Source organism: Actinocorallia longicatena, from assembly GCF_039534125.1.
Classification (GTDB): Bacteria; Actinomycetota; Actinomycetes; order Streptosporangiales; family Streptosporangiaceae; genus Actinocorallia; species Actinocorallia longicatena.
In genome coordinates, this window is the sequence record NZ_BAAAUV010000039.1 from 37,567 (window position 1) to 56,222 (window position 18,656).

At 60.5% G+C, this 18,656-nt stretch carries 11 protein-coding genes; 8 read left to right on the plus strand and 3 right to left on the minus strand.

The annotated features are described in order from the left end of the window. Nucleotides 1–90 precede the first annotated feature (90 nt). Both ABD785_RS37995 and ABD785_RS38000 read left to right on the plus strand, forming a co-directional pair. A complete protein-coding gene (locus ABD785_RS37995) occupies nucleotides 91–591 on the plus strand; it encodes an NUDIX hydrolase (protein ID WP_344838740.1) in 501 nt (166 codons plus the stop codon). A 46-nt stretch (nucleotides 592–637) separates the two neighbouring features. After that, nucleotides 638–1,480 carry a restriction system modified-DNA reader domain-containing protein gene (locus ABD785_RS38000; RefSeq protein ID WP_344838743.1) on the plus strand — a complete coding sequence of 281 codons (843 nt, stop codon included), beginning with the start codon at nucleotides 638–640 and terminating at the stop codon, nucleotides 1,478–1,480. 37 nt (nucleotides 1,481–1,517) lie between these two features. Here ABD785_RS38000 and ABD785_RS38005 read toward each other — a convergent pair whose 3' ends face one another. Further along, nucleotides 1,518–2,963, minus strand: coding sequence for a recombinase family protein (locus ABD785_RS38005; protein ID WP_344838745.1), 1,446 nt, complete (start codon nucleotides 2,961–2,963; stop codon nucleotides 1,518–1,520). A gap of 375 nt (nucleotides 2,964–3,338) precedes the next feature. After that, on the minus strand, nucleotides 3,339–3,863 hold the full coding sequence (locus ABD785_RS38010) for a hypothetical protein (RefSeq protein WP_344838748.1): 525 nt from the start codon (nucleotides 3,861–3,863) through the stop codon (nucleotides 3,339–3,341). A gap of 95 nt (nucleotides 3,864–3,958) precedes the next feature. Between ABD785_RS38010 and ABD785_RS38015 the strand changes: the two genes are divergently transcribed. The 6 genes from ABD785_RS38015 (at nucleotide 3,959) to ABD785_RS38040 (ending at nucleotide 16,120) form a co-directional block, all read left to right on the plus strand. Next, nucleotides 3,959–4,552, plus strand: a complete 594-nt coding sequence (locus ABD785_RS38015) for a hypothetical protein (RefSeq protein ID WP_344838751.1) — start codon at nucleotides 3,959–3,961, stop codon at nucleotides 4,550–4,552. Nucleotides 4,553–5,124: 572 nt separating this feature from the next. Beyond that, nucleotides 5,125–6,705 carry an N-6 DNA methylase gene (locus tag ABD785_RS38020; protein ID WP_344838754.1) on the plus strand — a complete coding sequence of 527 codons (1,581 nt, stop codon included), beginning with the start codon at nucleotides 5,125–5,127 and terminating at the stop codon, nucleotides 6,703–6,705. 85 nt (nucleotides 6,706–6,790) lie between these two features. Next, nucleotides 6,791–7,882: a restriction endonuclease subunit S gene (locus ABD785_RS38025; protein WP_344838757.1), complete on the plus strand. Its 1,092-nt coding sequence runs from the start codon at nucleotides 6,791–6,793 to the stop codon at nucleotides 7,880–7,882. Nucleotides 7,883–8,384: 502 nt separating this feature from the next. Further along, nucleotides 8,385–11,459 (plus strand): type I restriction endonuclease subunit R, encoded by a 3,075-nt coding sequence (locus ABD785_RS38030; RefSeq protein ID WP_344838760.1) that lies wholly within the window; start codon nucleotides 8,385–8,387, stop codon nucleotides 11,457–11,459. Between the two features lie 409 nt (nucleotides 11,460–11,868). Next, nucleotides 11,869–12,264, plus strand: coding sequence for a CU044_2847 family protein (locus ABD785_RS38035; protein ID WP_344838762.1), 396 nt, complete (start codon nucleotides 11,869–11,871; stop codon nucleotides 12,262–12,264). Continuing rightward, the gene (locus tag ABD785_RS38040) at nucleotides 12,245–16,120 is read left to right on the plus strand and encodes an nSTAND1 domain-containing NTPase (protein ID WP_344838764.1); all 3,876 of its coding nucleotides are present in this window, start codon (nucleotides 12,245–12,247) and stop codon (nucleotides 16,118–16,120) included. The genes ABD785_RS38035 and ABD785_RS38040 overlap by 20 nt, the downstream gene beginning before the upstream one ends. A 264-nt stretch (nucleotides 16,121–16,384) precedes the next feature. Here the strand turns inward: ABD785_RS38040 and ABD785_RS38045 are convergent, their stop codons facing one another. Then, entirely contained in the window at nucleotides 16,385–17,998 is a 1,614-nt protein-coding gene (locus ABD785_RS38045; RefSeq protein WP_344838767.1) for an endonuclease NucS domain-containing protein, read from the minus strand. Between the last annotated feature and the right edge of the window lie 658 nt (nucleotides 17,999–18,656).

The window sequence follows — 18,656 nt, forward strand, 5'->3', positions numbered from 1 at the left end:
CCCCGCCCGACGGAGGCCAGCTCGCCCTCGTAACGAACAAGCATCCCGGCCTTCGCCTAGCCATCGCCGACCCGCTGCTGGAAGGACGTCATGCCCGAGAAGGTCGTCAAGGACAAGGTGCTCTGCTACGTCGTACGCGATGGCAGGCTCCTGGTCTTCCGTCACACCGACTACTCCTACGAGGAGGTCGGAATCCAGGTGCCGGCCGGAAGTATCAAGGAGGGCGAGACTCCAGAAGAAGCCGCGCTCCGAGAAGCCCGCGAGGAGACCGGCCTGTCCGATTTCAAGATCGTGCGAAAGCTCGGGGAGACGACCTACGACATCTCTCCGTACCGCTACGAGGTCCAGAATCGGCACGTCTTCCACCTGGAGCTCTCCGAAGAGGCCCCCGAACGGTGGTCGAGCCAGGAGGACCACGACGGCGAGCAGGAACCGACGCACTTCGAGTGCTTCTGGGTTCCGCTGGAGGCAGCGCACATCCTTCAGTCCGGCCAGGGCGCCCTTCTGGGAGCCCTCGGAGATCGATTCCTCCAGCTCCACCGAGCAGGGGCGAGTAACGACCTAGATACTCTCACCCAACCTCAGGCGTGACTCTCCGTTGACCCGGGGAGAAACGAACCTTGAGAGTCAAGGAGTGATGTTGAAGCCCGTAAACAAGGATCATCTGTCCGCAAACGTAGTTATCCCGGAGACGCCGGAAGAGCCCATCGAGCTTTACATCGACCACGCAGCGCTTTGCGTCGCGGTTGTAGAGCGAGAAGGAGTCAGGCAGCTCGCTCCGGACTGGGACGTGCCCGGCGCCTACATCCTCCTGGATCGACCTGGAGCAATCGGCACCTGGGGCAGCTACGTCGGTAAAGCCCCCGCCGGAATCAGGTCCCGCCTGCTGAACCACGTCAACGACAAGGACCACTGGTCCCGCGCCGTCCTCATCCGCCGCGACACCAAGTACGGCTTCCACTCCGCCCAGGTCGGCTGGCTCGAAGGCCGCCTCTACGACCTGCTGCATGCCGCCGAGCTAGCCCAGCTCCACAACAAGAATCGCCCCGAAGACATGACACTCCCACCGCACGACCGGCAGATGCTCGAGTCCTGCGTTATGCCGATCGTCCGCGTACTTCGCCTCCTGGGCTACGACCCAGCCACCCCAGGCGAGACCCCATCCGTCAAGGTCAAAACCACCCGGATGACGGGCTCGACCAAACAAAAGGTCTACGGAACCGTGGGCGATCTCCTCGCGGCCGGCCTCCTCGATGCCGAAACAAAGATCGTCTCCACCAACGGGGCATGGCCGGCCGAGGCCTTGGTCCTCGCCAGCGGCATGATCGAGTACGACGGGCGCGCTTACAGCGCACCGTCAGCGGCCGCATCACAGATCACCGGCGGATCAGTCAACGGATGGGCATTCTGGGCCATCGAGACGGACACCGGCCGAGTCACCCTGAGCACACTTCGCGCCCGCCTTCCCCAGAACGCCTGATCCACGAACAGAAGCAACCATGAACTGATGGATATCCTCACGGATTCCGAACCACCTCATTCGGACCTGGAATCGTGCCGCGCACAACAAGGCTGTGGTTCAGCTGATGGAAGCGCACATCGAGTCGAAAGCTGTCGAATAGGGCGCGCTGGAGCTTCGCAGGAAGGCCTGCGACCCTCAGATCCTGCCGCGTTGCAGGAAGCCGGAGCGGCAGGAGCTGCTGTTCAAACATCCTGTAGACAGCGGGGAGCAGCCATTCTTCTCTAACCCAGACTGACTTCGGATGACCTTCTGGGAGCAGTGCCGTGCCTGGCAGGTCGGGCAGGCAGGCGTAGTAAGGCGTTCCGCGACGGGACTTTCCGAACATGGGGCGGCCGCATATGTCGCAGTGGATGTACGACCTCAGCAGGTAGGTGTGGCGGGACCTTGCTGTCTCCGTAGGAGTTCCTCTCTCTCGAAGAGTGGCGCGCCCCTTCCAGCCTGCCGCTCTGAAGAGCTCCATCGTGACGAGCGGTTCGTGAGTCGGTTGCGAAGACCAGATCCACTCGCTCGGTGGGTTGGGCTTCGCACCGCGCTTCGTAGCGCGACGGTTCCAAACCATGAAACCCGTGTACTTCGGGTTCCCAACGATCTCCCGCACGGCCGACCCGCTCCAACGGCCAACAGCATTGAGCGGGTTGACCGGCCGCGGCGGCGGATGGGCTTGAAGGTCCGCGTTGAGCTCATCAGCGATAGCCCCGTACCCCAGACGTCGGAAAGCCCGGAGTACGAAAATGCGCCTGACAGTCGACGCCTCCGTTGCTTCAGGTACCAGACGTGTCTTCGTACGTCCTTCGGCTCTGCGGGCCGGCACCGGATGAGGGATCTTGTCTGCGCGATATCCGTAGCAGGGCTTACCGACGTTCCAGCCCTGCTCGGTGTGCTCACACAGCCCGTCCCAGGACAGTTCCATCAGCTGGAGGACGTACCACTCGGAGATGGCCTGCTTAATCCGCCGGGTGAGTAGCGGGGTCGCGCGCTTGCGCGAACGCCCAGATAGTGGCCGGCCCAAGGCAGGCATCGGCTCATCCGCCGCCAGGAGCACTACGCCCGCCTGCTCCAACTCATGCTCGACCTTCACACCGAAGTACGTCCTTCGAGCGACACGATCTACCGACTCACACACGACCGCCACGAAACGGCGGTCGGGACGCTCAGCCTCAGCCAAGAGATCCTTTATGCCACCGTCCCGCGGGATCAGCGCCTCCAAGCCCGCCTGAACATGGCCCTGACCACGCGCATTCAGATCCAGAAGGCCCGACTCAACGTCATAGAAGTGAGCGACGATCACACAGTTCGCAGGTAGAGCTTCGCGGCTGTTCCGAAGCTGACGTGGCAATGACAGCGTCGGGTCCTGCTGGTCATCTGTAGACGTCCGTCCCAGCCACGCGACCGGGAGAGAGGTCTCCGCATCCGTGACCACCTCCCCTTCCGTCAAGATCATCTTTTAATGATCGCCTACCCAGACCAGAATCTCCGCGACCACGGCGTTCTGCCACGCCGAAAGCTCGTCCGCGCAGCCGCCTCCAACCACCACTAGCTCGACACGTTCCCCAAAGGTATCCATCGGTTCCCCGCCAACTCCGTGATCATGGATGCGTCAGGCTCCCACACGAAACCCAACGTGACACACGTTGATCATGACGCCAACGGTCGCCAGATTGCCGAGTGAAAGTACTCATCCTGATCAACGCGTCACGTGATGGCAGGAACCTGCCGCTGTGCACCTTTGCAGCACAGACGTCCCTCCCGGGAAATCGCCGACCGAGCGGGCGTGACCGCTCACGCCGGGAGCCGACACGAAGAGGGACGGCCGCTGTCACCGATGATGCACAACCATCTCGCGAATGGGCGGGGCCGCGGCAACCTTCTCGCAGACGGCCAACAGTTCCGGATGCCGATTGAGCCGGATATAGCCCTGTGGCGGATGGAACCTCCCGAGTGCCTGGCGCAAGTCGTCTGCGGACAGGCCGCGGTACTCCGTAACGCAGAGGATGGGAATCGCGAAAGCACGATCCAAGTCCTTCACGTACTCCAGCACACTCGCACCGTTACCCGCCCGCGCCGCTTCGGCGATCTCGGCGATTAGCTTGGGCGCATCGACTACAGCAGGCCCCAGGTCGATCACGGCCGCCAGCCGCGAGACCGGAGCATTGAGGTAGACGAACCAGCGAGTAGGCCGCCCTTCTAGGAAGCGCCGCCGAAACTCATGCGTCTTCAAACCCTGCCAGATCAGATCGAAGTACTCAGCGTGCAGAGCCATCAGGATGGGCTCAGGACCTGGCTCCTGATCGACCTCCCTAATCAACCCGTCTACCAAGTGTGGCCTGCTCGTCGCGGTCATGGACTCATCTTGCCCGCCCATGTCTCACCCGCACCCGCCGTTTCCAACCACGAGCCCCTCCTCAATCCGGGGTCCAGCTCGCCTAAGATCGGACGATGGAGGCTTTCGAATCCTTCGTTGCCCTGTCACTAGAACATGAAGGCTTCGTCGTCTCCGAGGCCGTCAAGTTCCCCGTTAGGCGACAGACACGCAAGCGGGCTTACCGCGAGATCCAAACCCACGGCTACGAGGTCGATCTCGTAGCCGCAAGGGGCGATCGTCTCGTGCTCGCAACGGTGAAGTCCTATTTTGGCTCCCGTGGCGTTGCTGCGGAACACGTCATTGGAGAAACCGCCAACGAGAGCGCCCGAAATCAGTACGTTCTCCTGAACAACCCGGAAGTCCAGAGTGCGGTCCTCACAGGGGCTGGGGAGCGATACGGCTATCCGGTCTCCCGGATTCAGCTTCATCTCTACGTCGGAAAGTTCGCAGGCCAACAGGCCAGTCAGCAACAAGGACGTCACGAGACCCGAATTCGCCAATGGTGTAGCGCCCAGAATGTTGGCGCTGGACCGATCAAGGTCTATGGGGTCCTCGACGTCGTCGAGCATGTCCGACTGATCGCCAGCCGCAGCCAGTACCGTGACAACCCTGTACTCGTCACCCTGAAAGTCCTGGAAGCCGCCGGCCTTCTGCCGCATCTAGAATGAGCCCTCGACCATGATCACCTACTGGCTGGCCGTCGCCGCCCCGTTTGAACAGGGGAGGGATACCTGAGCTACACCGTTCGTTGACGTCCGGTTTAGTAGGGCGCCGGGGCCGGGGCGGCTCACCCGCTCTCGCCGACTACTACGCCCGACCCACCCGTCCCCAAAGCCCACCAGCTCGCCCAAGCTCTTCCATGTCTCCCGAGCACGGCAAGAAAGTCGAGGACGAGCCCCGGTCGATGCCGGTGCGTTCAGCGACTTCGACGGCCATGCACTGCCACCTAGAGCGCGGCCTCTGCCTCTTGGACACCGACACCGGCCTGAGGGACGACCCGCGACGAAGGGGGTGCTCCTCGTCCGACTGAATCAGGTAGCACCTTCGAGGCGCGAAACCTGATTAGTTCATCCAGCATGGGATAACTTTGATGGGCCACCCACCCCGGAGCACGAACTCTCACGCGTTCGTTCTGTGAGCAGACCTAGCTTAATGCCGGGCATGTCGGAAGCTGAGTGGCGAGCAGTAGCGCGTCAATATTTACATAGCCACCCATTAACGAGCAAGGACGTCCCATCTGATGACTGTGACCCAGCAGGAGATCGAGAATCGGTTGTGGGATGCCGCCGATGAACTGCGTGTGGCGCTGCCCGAAGCGCAGTACGCCTCCGTGGTCTTCCCATTGATGTTCTGGAAGTACTTGTCGGACACCTGGGACCATCAACACGAGGAGTTCCTGGCTGATAATGAGGGACTGAACGGCCTATCTGCCGAGGAGGCCCACGAGATCGAGTACCGCGACTACCAGTCGTTCGAGATCCCGTTCATCCGCCCTGGCACCGTCCAGCAGCGCCGTGCTTCCTGGTCGTCCATACTCGCCACTATCGCTCAGCCGGGCCTCGGCCAGCGGGTCCGCGCCTCACTTTTGGCCATCGAGACGGCCAACCCTGACAAGTTTTCCCGCCTATTCGGATCCATGACTTGGACCTCCGAAGAAGTACTGCCAGGGGAGGTATTGGCGGCGGTCATGCAGGCGATGGATCGAACCCCGAAGATGCACGAAGGCAATATGTCTCACGATGTCCTCGGTGGGGCATACGAGTATTTGTTGAAGCGGTTCTCCGACGGGTCTGGTACTCGAGCTGGACAGTTCTTTACCCCGCGTGAGGTCGTAGAACTGATCGTCGAGATCGTGGATCCGAAGGGCTTCGAGTCAGTGTACGACCCGACTTGCGGCTCGGGCGGCATGCTCATCGCTTCCGCCAATCTCCTGAAATCCCACGGAGGGCGTGGCTACACACTCAAGCTGTACGGACAGGAAGCCGTACTGGACACCGCGGGTGTAGCTCGCATGAACCTTTTCATGCACAACCTCACCCAGTTCCAGATCGAGGTCGGCGACACACTCAAAGACCCTCGCTTTAAGAAGCCGGATGGGTCCGTTGCGCAATTCGACGTGATCCTCGCCAATCCGCCTTACAGTCTGAAGTGGAAGCCATGGGCCAGTGACCCGCGCGCCCTCGGGGGGATCGCCCCGCAATCGACAGCGGACTGGGCTTTCGTACAGCACATGATCGCTAGCATGGATCCGAAGAAGGGCCGCGCTGGCGTCGTCCTGCCCCACGGCGTCCTCTTCCGCGCCGGCCAGGAAGCAGCCATCCGCCAGCGAGTTTTGGACCAAGACCTCTTGGAGGCCGTAATCGGCCTACCAGAGAATCTCTTCTATTCGACGAGCATACCTACTTGCGTCCTCGTGTTCCGTGCCCCCGGCACCAAAGTAGCGGAACGCCGGGACGGGGTTCTGTTCATCGACGCCTCTAAACGGTTCACCAAGGCCAAGAACCGTAATATCATGACCGATGCGGACATCGCAGATGTAGTGAGCTCATACCACTCCACATTCAATGCCGATGGCAGCCCAGTTCACCCCGATGGTAGCGGTGGCCTCGTCGCTCGTTTCGTCTCCCTGAATGAGATCAGGTCCAAGGGCAACGACTATGACCTAAGCGTCAGCCGGTACATCAAACAGGCTGCAACCGAGGCCGAAGACCTCGGCACCTTGATCGACGCCTACAACCTCGCGCGCGCTGAGCGCCAGATTACCGAGGAACGAATGCGTAAAGTCCTCTCCGCCGCTGGGATCGAGGGCTTCGATGAGTGATCAATGGGTCGAAATGAGGCTCGGGGACGCCTGCCGATCAATTAGGAGAGGCAGGGCACCGAAGTATGTTGATGAGGGACTTCTGGTGCTGAATCAGAAGTGCGTACGGCAAGAAAATCGGATCGAACTTTCACTAGCGCGTCGAACCGACCCCTCACGGGCGCTGCCCGAACACGCTCAGCTCCGGATCGGAGATGTGCTCATTAACTCCACCGGACGCGGCACGCTTGGGCGGGCTGCAGAGATCCGCGAACTACCCGAGTCAGCAACCGCCGATACTCACGTCACCATCGTGCGCCCCGACCCGGAGCGGTTCGCATCGGGGTTCGCAGGTCTGGCGCTATCAACCCGCAAGACAGACTTCGAATCCCTGCAGACGGGAAGCACCAACCAGACCGAGCTATCTGCCATTAGCATCGCGTCGGTATCGATCACCCTTCCACCGATTCCAACTCAGGAAAGAATCGTCGAAGTCATCGGCGCGATAGACGATCACATCACTATGCTCGACGCCGAGATAAGCGCGCTAGATGCTTTGTTTAAGGGAAGAAGGGAAGAGCTGTTCGCGCGCTACTCAACAACGGGAACCACACTGCCAATCGGCGAGATACTGCAAGAAGTCAAGCGCCCGATTACCACCACCCCTGAAGCCGAATACTTGCAGATCGGGATCAGGTCCCACGGGCGCGGGCTGTTTACCAAGGAAGCCGTGACCGGAGAGTCACTTGGGTCCAAGAAGGTGTACTGGGTCGAGCCCGGTGACCTGGTCATCAACATCGTTTTCGCCTGGGAGGGTGCAGTCGCCGTTGTGCCTCCGGAAGTTAAGGGATACTGCGGATCCCACAGGTTCCCGGCCTACCAGCGGGTTGACGGCGGGGACATCGAATTCTTCAGACTGTTCTTTTCCAGCAAGGCAGGCACGCAGCTCCTAGCTAACTGCTCCCCGGGTGGAGCGGGACGCAATCGAACGCTAAACCGTCGACGCCTAATGCAGTCGCCAGTCGGCATGCCTTCGGCTCAGGAGCAGGAGCGGGCAATCTATGAGTTGCAGACTCAGGAAGCGTCCATCGGCGCCCTGCGCACCGAGACCAACCGGCTGCGTGGTATGCGTGCATCTCTGCTATCCGGTCTGTTGGACCGCAGCATCACGTTGGCTGACGCAGAGCGAGAAGCTTAGCAGTCCGAGAGGTATCGATATCTACTCACAGTAGCCGGCCCTTCGCACAGACAGCCAAAGATCTCCGTGGGAGATGGGTCGTCCAGTCAATCCCAGGCATCACCGAGGCCAGCTCGGTGTCGCTCAGAGGTCAGTGACGTCTATGGCCCGATCCGCGGCGACGCTGCTCAGAGCCACTTACTGCATCAACGTCCGTACTAGCAGGAAGGGCGCAGATGGTGGCAGGTACACCGCAGCCGAAGCGTCTGAGGGTGCTAACCGGTCGGGCTTGCGTCATCGCGACAAGGCGACTCTAAGTGGCCGAGCTTAGAATGCCATACCGGCAAACCTGGCGTTTCGGTCGCATCATCGTCGATCGTTACATAGGGTGCCATCACGAAGGTGTTCCTGCATGGCTTCACTCAACCCGATATTGGACATCCTTTTTGCATGCCCGCAGACGCCCCCTAAGTGCGTGATCAATATGAAATCGCTCTAGTCTGCCAAGTTGGAGGTCTGAGCAGTGGCGAAGGGAATTCGGGAGCGCGAGTTCCAAAACCTGATGATCCAGTGGTCTCTCCCAATGGGCTGGGCCTACACAGCGGGCAGGTCGTTGCCGCGTAAGACAACGCAGACAGTGGTCGTCAGCGCGATACGAGATGCTCTTCTCCGTTTCAACCCTGGGGTGATCGACGGCTTCGACGTGGATGCGGTTGTCGAGGAGATCGTCTCCACGGTCAACGCCGTGGAAGGCGGGCTAGTGCGGGCCAACGAGCAAGTGCTGCGCTTGCTTCGCGGACATCAAGAGTTTCGTGACACCGATGGTGCATGGCACGCCCTGAAGATCATTGACTTCGATCACTCGACGGCCAACACATTGGTTGTGTCAGACGAGGTGACCATCACCGTCCCCGGCAAAACTTCCCGCCGGCTCGACCTCGTCTACTGGGTCAACGGCTTGCCCCTCGTGGTGGTCGAGGTAAAGTCCCCGACCACAAAGTCCAGTTGGGCGGACGCCGCCCGGGAGATCAATGATGTATACGTCTCCGAGTATCCGTGGTTCTTCACCGCCAACGTCTTCGCTGTTGCTTCCGACGGACTGAAGCTTCGATTCGGTGCCGCAGGTGCGCCCACAAATCTGTGGCAGCCGTTCCGGTCAACTGCGGACGACGAGAACCTCTCCGGCCAGGCTGACGTGCACCGATCCGTTGAACTGCTGCTCAACCCTGCCACCATCCTGGACATGCTCCTGAACTTCGCCCTCTTTGACACCTCCGGGGGCGGGGTAGACATGAAGTACCTACCCCGCTACCCACAGCTGGAGGCCGCGCACCTGATCCACAAGCGCGTCTTGGCTGGCGGGTCAAAGGGCCTCGTTTGGCACCACCAGGGATCCGGGAAGACGCTACTGATGGTTTTCACAGCTTCGCTGCTGCTGGCCGACACCCGCACTGAGTCGCCCACGATCGTCCTGCTCTCCGACCGGACCCAGCTCGTCCGACAAACCTCCGGGGTGTTCACATCCGCAATGGGAGACGCCTACTTCCACCAGCCTGACACCAGCCAGGAGCTGCGTTCCCTGTTGGCCAACGACGTACGTGGGGTCATCTCCACGACCGTCCACAAGTTTGCCGACGCCGGCGCGAATCTGTCGACCCGGAGCAACATCATCGTGATGGTCGACGAGGCACACCGTACGCAGTCCGCCAAGGCGAAGTCGCTGGCCGGAAAGATGCGCGCAGCGTTGCCAAACGCAAAGGTCTTCGGCATGACCGGCACGCCCGTCAGGAACCTCGCCACCGACACCTTCTCGCTCTTCGGCGATCAGGCGGACCCGGGCAGGGTGCTGCACCGGTACTCGGTATCCCGGTCCCTCCTGGACGAGGCGACCGTCCCGGTCATGCTGGACCCGCGCCCTGTCTCCTTCGAGATCAATGCGGAGAGGTTGCAGGCTGAGTTTGACCAGTTTGCCGACGACTTCGATCTCGACGATCCCGACCGTGAGCTCTTGTCTCGTAAGTTTGGGCGCCTCACCTCGGTGTTCACCAACCCGGACCGGATCCAGGCGGTCTGTCAGGACATCGTGACTCACTACCTGGCCGGTGCCTACCGCAATGGCCTTAAGGCCCAGATCGTTGCCTACAACCGTGAGCTGGCCGTAGCGTACACAAACAAGATCAACGATCTGCTGTCAGGTTTTGAGGCGTTGCAGGTACTCGCCGAAGTCGGGAAGCATGACGGCATTAGCGCCGAGGTGAATATCTCCGTCTCGGACACCAAGGTCGAAGACCCTGCCATGCGGCCCTACCGGCTATCAGCTGTCCAGGAGGAGGAGCAGAAGCGGCGGTTCCTAACCCCGGACAACCCAATGTGCTTCCTGGTGGTCACCGCGAAGCTAATGACAGGATTTGACGCCCCCAACGAAGGAGTCCTCTACCTGGATAAGCCGTTGAAGGCCCACACCTTGTTTCAGACCATCACCCGCCCGAACCGCACCTGGGTATCGCCCAACGGGTTCGTCAAGACCTCCGGCGTGGTCGTGGACTACATCGGCCTAGCCGAAGAGGTCCAGCGGGCCGTCGTCGATCCGACCTCACCGGAGACCGGAAAGGGCGGAGGGTTCGTCACTGACCTATCTGAGCTGGTCACAGAGTTCCGTACCGCCTTCGCATGCATTGAAGACCTCCTCGTCGATGTGGACGGCTTGGACCTCACGGTCCACGGATACGAGTCCGTGCGAGCCATCAACGTCTTCCTGGACGCCAATGCTGGCGCCGCCGAGGTATTTATCAAGGACTACCGGCTACTGGCTCGTCTGTACCCGCTCATTCACTCCGACAAGCGGGTCGCCAAGTACCGGGACGGCTTCGCCCTTTTCGGATCTGTATACACGACCCTGTTCAAGAAGTCCTCCGACGAGGAAAGGAAGGAACGGCTGAGCGAGTTGGGGCCGATGGTCCTGGAGATCATTAATGCTCACGTCCACTCCTTCTCTGTGGTAACTTCCCAGGAGACTCCCCTCATTCTGGACGCGCAGGGAATCTCCGTGCTCAAGGAATTGCTATCCCTTGTCCGCCCCAAGTCCGAAAATGATTCCAGTGACGAAAATACACCATCTGCAGCAGAAATCCTTGATCAGATTAAAGCCGCCCTCGAAAAAGGCGTCGAACCGGGGTCCGTGAAATACACTGCCCTCGCAGAGCGGATCAAGCAGCTACGGGACCGGATCATTCAAAACGCCCAAGACGCTCTGGATTTCTTGTCCGAGGCGCTTCGAATCGCCCGAGTCATCGTGAACGCCGAGAAACACCCCGACGAAACCGTCATCGTGCTGGACGACGACCGCGTGGGTGTCCTGTCACGGATCATCCATGACCATGCACCGTCCGGGCTCACCATCACTGAGAGGAACCTGGCCGAGGAGATCGACCAGGTGGTCACTCGCGCTCTAGCCCGAACGTGGGACAACGCTGACGCTCGCAACCGAGGCGTCCGCCGCGCCACCGCCGCGGTCTACCGCCGATACACGCTGAAGCCGGTAGGTGAACCATACGACTCCACCGTCGCCTACATCGAGGCCCACTACCTAGTGGACTGACGAACGCAAGCCCGACTGGGGCGTCTATCCCCCGAAACAACACCATCCGATCGTTCAGGCAGGCAGGCTTGCAAGATCCCTAGAGACCGTCGCGAACCGTCTCACTCCCGTGGAGATCCTGGGCCTTTAGGCCACCTGAGACTGTCGCTGGAGCCAGGGAGCGCCCTAACGCTAAAATAGCCTTGGCGCTAGCCGATCAAACCGGAAGACCCGTCCCAAGCCAACACGGGCGGGAGCTAGCTGCTGGTCCGCGTACCGGCGTCTACTTTTGGCTCAACGGTTGCAACGCCGGATGGACCGGCGACTCAGACTTGTAAGAGCCGTTGGCGGATCTGCTGTTTTTGTGGCGATATTTATCGGTGTGGGCTAATTTTTAGCTAGCGGTTCTGTCGAGAGAAGACGGGTAGTCATGGCGTCGGTTCTGATGAGGGTGCCGTTGGGCGACGGCTCCGGGGAGTTCATGGTCGCCGAGGTAGATGCGCAAGAGCTTGACAGCGTTGAGCTCGTCGCCCATGACAGCGACGGCCGGATCGTGCAGGCCGCTCACAGCTTGGCCGAGGCTTTCAACCGGATCGAGCCAGCGCTTGGAATGATTGTGACCCGGCTAAGAGACGCGGCTCGTGCGCCGGATGAAATCAGCGTGGGGTTCGGGCTGAAGCTCGGCGGAGAGACGGGGCTAATCTTCGCCAAAGGCAAGGCCGAGACATCGTTCACGGTCACAGTGACTTGGACGAAGCAACCGGACGAGACGCTCTCTACAGCCGCGACCGGCGGAGACGAGGAAGATGAACCGGACCCGTCCTGAGAACTGCATCGTCCAAATACTCGGACCCGGAGACCAGCCAGTCGGGTTGGGGTTCATTGCCGGAGACCGACATCTTGTCACATGCGCCCACGTCGTCAATGCGGCCCTTGCCGGGCGGGGAAAACGAGAAGCGTCGTCACCAGGTTCACCGTGGGTGGTCGTAAGGTTCCCATTCGCCGGCCAAACAGGAGAGGTCGTCGAGCGGCGGGCTCGCCTGGAGACATGGCTCCCAATCGAGGGGGTCGCCTTTGAAATGCGAGACCTTGCGGGACTGTTGCTAAACGAAAGCCTCCCGATAGGCGCAGTCCCGGCAACGCTGGCGACCCAACGAGGCGACGGCGCAGGACAGCGAGTCCAACTCTGGGGACCTATCCCGGCCGGACGGACACACCGCGAGGGCCATGTGACGGGGGTGCTTCTTGGCCGTATTGACAGGGCACGCCTTCAGGTCGACCAAGAGCTGTCTGGCGTATTCCGTGCCCGCGCGGGCTTCAGCGGGGGGCCGGTCTGGGACCAGATGTCCGGCCAGATCGTCGGAGTCGTACAAGCCGTCCCGACAGACGAAGACGCTGTCGACGTTTATGTCATTGACGGCGACCTTCTTGTCGAGGCATGGCCGGACGTTCTCTATCGCCCGCCCCCGTGCCCATACAAGGGGTTGGCCGCGTTTACTCCAGATGACTCCGCCGTGTTCTTCGGTCGAGAAGCTCTCACCCAGCAGTTGGTGGAAGCCTCTCGGGAACAGCCCTTGATCACTGTATATGGGCAATCTGGATCGGGAAAGTCATCGGTGGTTGCTGCAGGACTGGTCCCAGCTCTCCGCCGCGAAGGCAGCTTGGCCGTAGCTGTCTTCAGGCCCGGCGCCTACCCTCTGCTCAACTTGGCCAGCGCGCTAGTGGGTCTCTGTCAGCCCGGGTCTACATCGCCAACCGATCTTGATTATTGGATCAGCAAGCTCCGGGCTGAGGGCTTGGCTGGAACTCGGGAGATGATCGAGGCGGCGACCGGGGCTTCCAGGATGCTGATCGTCGCGGACCAGTTCGAGCAAATCTTCACTGAATGCGCGTCCATCGAAAGACGTGAAGAAATCCTCGAACTCCTGCGAACGCTCGTGGTCGATGAACCCACAGGGCTCCAGGCTGCAATAAGCGTGCGACGGGACTTCTTCGGCGAGCTCACCGAGGCTCCCGAACCCCTTGGCTCCTATATTCAGCACAAAGCTCACAAAATATGCGCAATGACCCCCGAAGAGCTCACTTCAGCGATTACCGGCCCAGCTCGAGTTGCAGGGGGACCGCACCCAGTCGAGTTTGCACCCGGACTGGTCGAGCTGATCCTCAAGGAGTTCCGCGGTCGGCCGACTGAGCTTCCCCTATTGGAGTTCACGCTCACCCGACTGTGGGAACGCCAGACCAGCCGCACCCTCACCTTGCAGACGTATCTCGATCTCGGTGGCGTTACAACGGCTCTCTCGAGTTACGCCGACGCAGTCATAGACACGCTCAGTCCGGCCAGGCAGCAAGCCGCACGGAGGATTTTTACCGAGCTCGTCCAAGCCAACCGCACTGACATCGCCCGTCAAGCCCGCCGAACAGACCTTCGCCCCGCAGACTGGTCCACCGTCGAGCTCCTCCGCGACCACCGACTCTTGGTCATCAACAACGCAGCCGGCGGCGAGGACACTCAAGTCGTCGAACTCGCCCACGAAGCGTTGCTTCGCACCTGGCACCGACTGCATGACTGGCTCAACGACAGTAGAGAGTTTCGGGAATGGAAGAATCGCACCATCAGTGCCCGCGACCTATGGCAGCAGTACGACCATGACCCAGCGCTTCTTCTTCCCCGCCCCCTCCTTCTCCAAGCCAAAAAAATGGTCGATCTCTGCCCTGATGACGTCATCGGCCTAAATGCCTTTCTCGATGCCAGCCACCACCGCGCGTACGCCGAACGACACCAAGAAGATTTTTCACAGCGACGGACTACCGCCCTATACCTCGCTGAGCGAAGTGCCCGTGCACTCAACGATTACCCCTTGGACCCTACTCCCGCGCTCGTCCTCGCTTTCGAGTCGATCCAGCACCTTCGCACCTGGCAAGGTAGCCAAGCCCTACTAAAGGCAACGCTCCACACAAATCGCCTGCGCCTAACTATCACCCATGATGGCGAGGTAACCGCGGTCGGCTTTAGCACAGATGGCATTTATCTCGCTACGGGCAGCACCGACGGCACCGCACGCATCTGGGAGCTAGCCAATGGCACCGAAACCATCCGCCTCACCCACGATGGCGACGTAACCGCAGTGGCCTATAACCACAGTGGCTCCGAACTTGCTACGACCAGCGCCGACGGCTACATACGCATCTGGGACCTCGCCACTGGCACCGAGACCACCCGCCTCACGCTAGACAGCACAGCAACTGCGATCGCCTTCAGCCCAGACGGCACTCAACTAGCCATTGCCGGCCACGACTGCGCACGCATCTGGGACCTCGCCGCTGACACCGAGACCACCCGCCTCACGCTAGACAGCACAGCAACTGCGATCGCCTTCAGCCCAGACGGCGCCCAACTAGCCGCTATCAACGCAGTCGGCACCGTAGAGACTTGGGACCTCGTCACCAGTACAGAGACCGCGCGCTTCGCGCCTCTCCGCGTCACCCGCCATGGCGCTGTGCATGCAGTCGCTTACAGCCCAGACCGAACCCAACTCGCCATCGGCAGCGCCGATGGAACCGCAGGCATCTGGGACCTTGCCACCGGCGCCGAAAGCACCTGCCTTACGCATGACGGCCCCGTATACGCAGTTGCCTACAGTCCAGACGGTACTCACCTCGCGAGCGGCAGCGCCGACCGCCGAGTACGCGTTTGGGAACTGATTATTAGCGCTGAAGTAAAGCGTCTTATCCACAGTGACGCCGTTCACTCGGTGGCCTACAGTCCAAGCGGCGCTCACCTCGCCACTGCCAGTGCCAGCGGGTTCACATGCATCTGGGACCTTGCGACCAGCAACGAAACCGTCTACATCACTCATAGTGATGTAGTGTACGCAGTTTCCTACAGTCCAGACGGCACCCAGCTCGCTACCGGGAGTGCCGACGGGATCGCACGTATCTGGGACCTTGCCCTCGGTGCCGAACCCGTTCGGCTTAACCACGGTGATGTCGTTTACGCAGTTTCCTACAGTCCAGACGGCACCCAGCTCGCCACTGGGAGTGCCGACGGAATCGCACGTATCTGGGACCTTGCCCTCGGCACCGAAACCACACGCCTCGCACACGATGGAGAGGTAACTGCAGTTGCCTTCAGCCCAGATGGCATCCATCTTGCCACTGCCAGCTTTGACGGCACCGCACGTATCTGGGACCTTGCCCTCGGCACCGAAATTGGTCGCCTCGCACACGACGACGAGGTAACTGCAGTCGCCTTCAGCCCAGATGGCACTCGCCTCGCCACCGCTAGCACAGCTGGTACGGCCCAGCTCTGGGACCTCGCCACTAGGACCGAAACCACACGACTCACCCACGATGCCCCCGTAACCTCAGTGGCCTATAACCACAATGGCTCCGAACTCGCTACGACCAGCGCCGATGGCTACACACGTATCTGGGATCTCACCACCAGCACCGAAACCGCACGCCTTGCACACGATGGAACCGTTTACGCCGCCACATACAGTCCAGACAGCGCCTACCTCGCTACCGCTGGCAGCGATAACACCGCGCGCATCTGGGATTCGTCCGGTGAGAGAGTCGAGAAATCAGGTCTCGCATCTCTCCAACGAAACCTAAGTCCGGAGGAATGGAGCCGATTCCTCCCCGACATAGAATTTAGAAGGCTCAGAACAGACCTCTCTTAGATGCGGATAGGAAGAGGATCTAGAGCAGTACACCCCGAGATCGTGCTTTGTGTGCGAATTATGGAACTACTACTGCGCGAAACGCGAGCTCGCTGACTCTTCAAATTAAGACCTTAATCTCATTTTTCCGATAAAAGGAAAAGAGTCGCACATATCCTCAAGTAGGAATGAGAACGCATCGATGGATCTTTCCTCTATGGGTTACCTATGAAGCAATGCGACAATTTCCGGCAATCGACGGATTTCCCGGCCGCGCAGACCCTATTAGGTGCCGAAAAGTAGCCGATAAGGCAAGACTGTAAGGTAAAGATCCTCTGCATAGCGCTCAATAAAATCAAAAAGGCTATGTAGGCCGCCCGCGTTTTCCACGGTTTCAGCGTCCAAACCCGATGGCAGGAACGTGCTTTCGTAAACACTTTTATACCGGCCCGAACCGTCGGGAGCCAAAATTTGAATGTCAATCACGTACCACAGACCCAACAATGACAAGAATCGCTGATCTGCTTGCCTAATTACATCCCCGTACTGGTAACTTAGCCATGTCGAGGGTTCCGGGTAGACAGTTTCCGCTTCCCGCTGCACGGCCACCGGATTTCCGTCCCACTGCAGACTGCCATGAAGGACCGAAATTTCGGCCTTCTCATCGCGCGGTCGCGCTACTGCGACGAGCATTGGTACAAGCTCAGCCAGGCGCTCGGGCATCGCCTTGGTCCGGTACTCACGAATATTATGCGGCAAGCCATGGATCAGCGCACCAAGGAGATCGCATGGATTATAGATATGAATTTCAACGTCGTACTCTCCAGGCCCCTGCTCGACGGCTTCCAACCATCCAGCCATCAGTTCGGTCCACTGTTGATTGCCGACCAGGCAGTTCATGACATCCTGTTTGAGCAGGTTCCATCGGGATGCGACAGATGCGCTTGCGCTGGCGTGGAACAGAGTTCGAGCCTCCCCATCGTTGCCACGCAGCGCCGCAATAAAGTCACTGTCCTCATATAGGCCGCCCGAGAATGCTCCAGTGGATCGAACCTGACCGATCGCCCAGCGAGAGTCCTGCACAAGCTTATTAAAAATATCCGGACCCCCACTTTCAAGATCGCCCCCGCGGACCTGACTCGTTACATGGCAAAGCGCGTCATATTCATCAGGATGTCGCCAATCCTCGCGCTCATCAGCAAGCAAGACCGGATGATTACATGCCTGATGACAACGCGGCCGGCCGAGCTGCGGGTCGATGCGCCCTAGAGCTAGGTATAGCCCATATGGATAACGCACGGTTTCCGAAGGGACCTGATACGTGACGTCGACACCCACGAGGTCGGCTATGTGAGCTTGAGCCGCGCTTTTGCAAACTCTTTCCCAGCAGCGATCTCGGTCTTGGGCCTGGCCAAATAGGTACAGAATGTGAATCGAGGTCAGCCGCTGGTCGAGGGGCTCCGGAAGCCACTTCACCCGCTGAGCCGAGAGAGGAACCCCGGTGATCTCATCAATGCTGAGGCTATAGCCGCGCAGATCATGCCGCCAGTCGCGAGCAATATTGCTGAGAGGTGCCAGCAATTCCCGCCACTGAGACTCGAGTGCAACCACGATTGTACGGACTCGGTCCGCGGGAAGACCTCTATTCCGGCGCAGCAGCTCTGCGTACTTGGTGATCTCGTTCGCTGCCTCCCTGGCGGTCTTATCCGCTCGTTTGAGTTCGATGACCACCCACATTTGGTGCTGGTCCCGAGCCAGGATGTCTATGCGGCCGCCCGTACCTACCGCGTTCGGCAACACGTACTCTTCCGCTACCAGTCGCAGGCCTGGCTCGAGCGTCTCCAAACGCTGGGCCAGGTGAGCTCGGATCTGGGCTTCCTTGGGGGGAACACTCGGCATCCACAGCCTCCACGTTGCTCCTACTTACATCACCGTAAAGGACCCCACTGACATTTCTCCAGCCAGGTGGGCGGACGATCAGCTTTGCTGAGACAGGGGGCGATAGTTGGCCCCTGGACGCGGTAGGTGGCCCGGCCAAATTTCTGCGGCGGGAGTCGGGGTACCGGGCAGGGCCCGCAGCTTGATGGTCACCGGTGACGTCATCCGGCTGAGCGCGGATGCGGCACCAGCACGGCTGCAGGGGCCCACCAGGAGAGCATCACCTAGCGCCTCAGGAGGGTGAGCAGGACTCGACGCAGACGCCTGTTCGGCTCCGGTCTCCGCTGCCGGGGGATGAGTACTGGACGTCTAGGCATCGCGCTCTCCGAACTAGCCCTGGCCCTGTACCTGGAGTGCCAGTGCCGCCAGCGCGAGCCACACCATCGACTCGCTGCCCGGCGAAGACGATCCTCCGGTTCTCCCTCGCCGCCGACCTGCAGGCGTGAATATTACTCGGTGTGAACGACTCGAGTCTCTGGTGCACCTTGCCCGGCACGCGGATCATGACGTCCGGCGGCTGGAGTGGGCCGCCCCGGCGAAGTTGGAGGCTAGATCGCGTGGTTCTCGCTCGCCAGGCCGGTGCCGGCGGCTGATCGATGGAACGTCTCCTCGTACTCGG

Bases quoted from the DNA above. Each gene is read 5' to 3' on its own strand.
- ABD785_RS38035 (WP_344838762.1), top strand. From the start codon at position 11,869: ATGGCGTCGGTTCTGATGAGGGTGCCGTTGGGCGACGGCTCCGGGGAG.
- ABD785_RS37995 (WP_344838740.1), top strand. From the start codon at position 91: ATGCCCGAGAAGGTCGTCAAGGACAAGGTGCTCTGCTACGTCGTACGC.
- ABD785_RS38000 (WP_344838743.1), top strand. From the start codon at position 638: ATGTTGAAGCCCGTAAACAAGGATCATCTGTCCGCAAACGTAGTTATC.
- ABD785_RS38040 (WP_344838764.1), top strand. From the start codon at position 12,245: ATGAACCGGACCCGTCCTGAGAACTGCATCGTCCAAATACTCGGACCC.
- ABD785_RS38045 (WP_344838767.1), bottom strand. From the start codon at position 17,998: ATGCCGAGTGTTCCCCCCAAGGAAGCCCAGATCCGAGCTCACCTGGCC.
- ABD785_RS38020 (WP_344838754.1), top strand. From the start codon at position 5,125: ATGACTGTGACCCAGCAGGAGATCGAGAATCGGTTGTGGGATGCCGCC.
- ABD785_RS38010 (WP_344838748.1), bottom strand. From the start codon at position 3,863: ATGACCGCGACGAGCAGGCCACACTTGGTAGACGGGTTGATTAGGGAG.
- ABD785_RS38005 (WP_344838745.1), bottom strand. From the start codon at position 2,963: ATGATCTTGACGGAAGGGGAGGTGGTCACGGATGCGGAGACCTCTCTC.
- ABD785_RS38015 (WP_344838751.1), top strand. From the start codon at position 3,959: ATGGAGGCTTTCGAATCCTTCGTTGCCCTGTCACTAGAACATGAAGGC.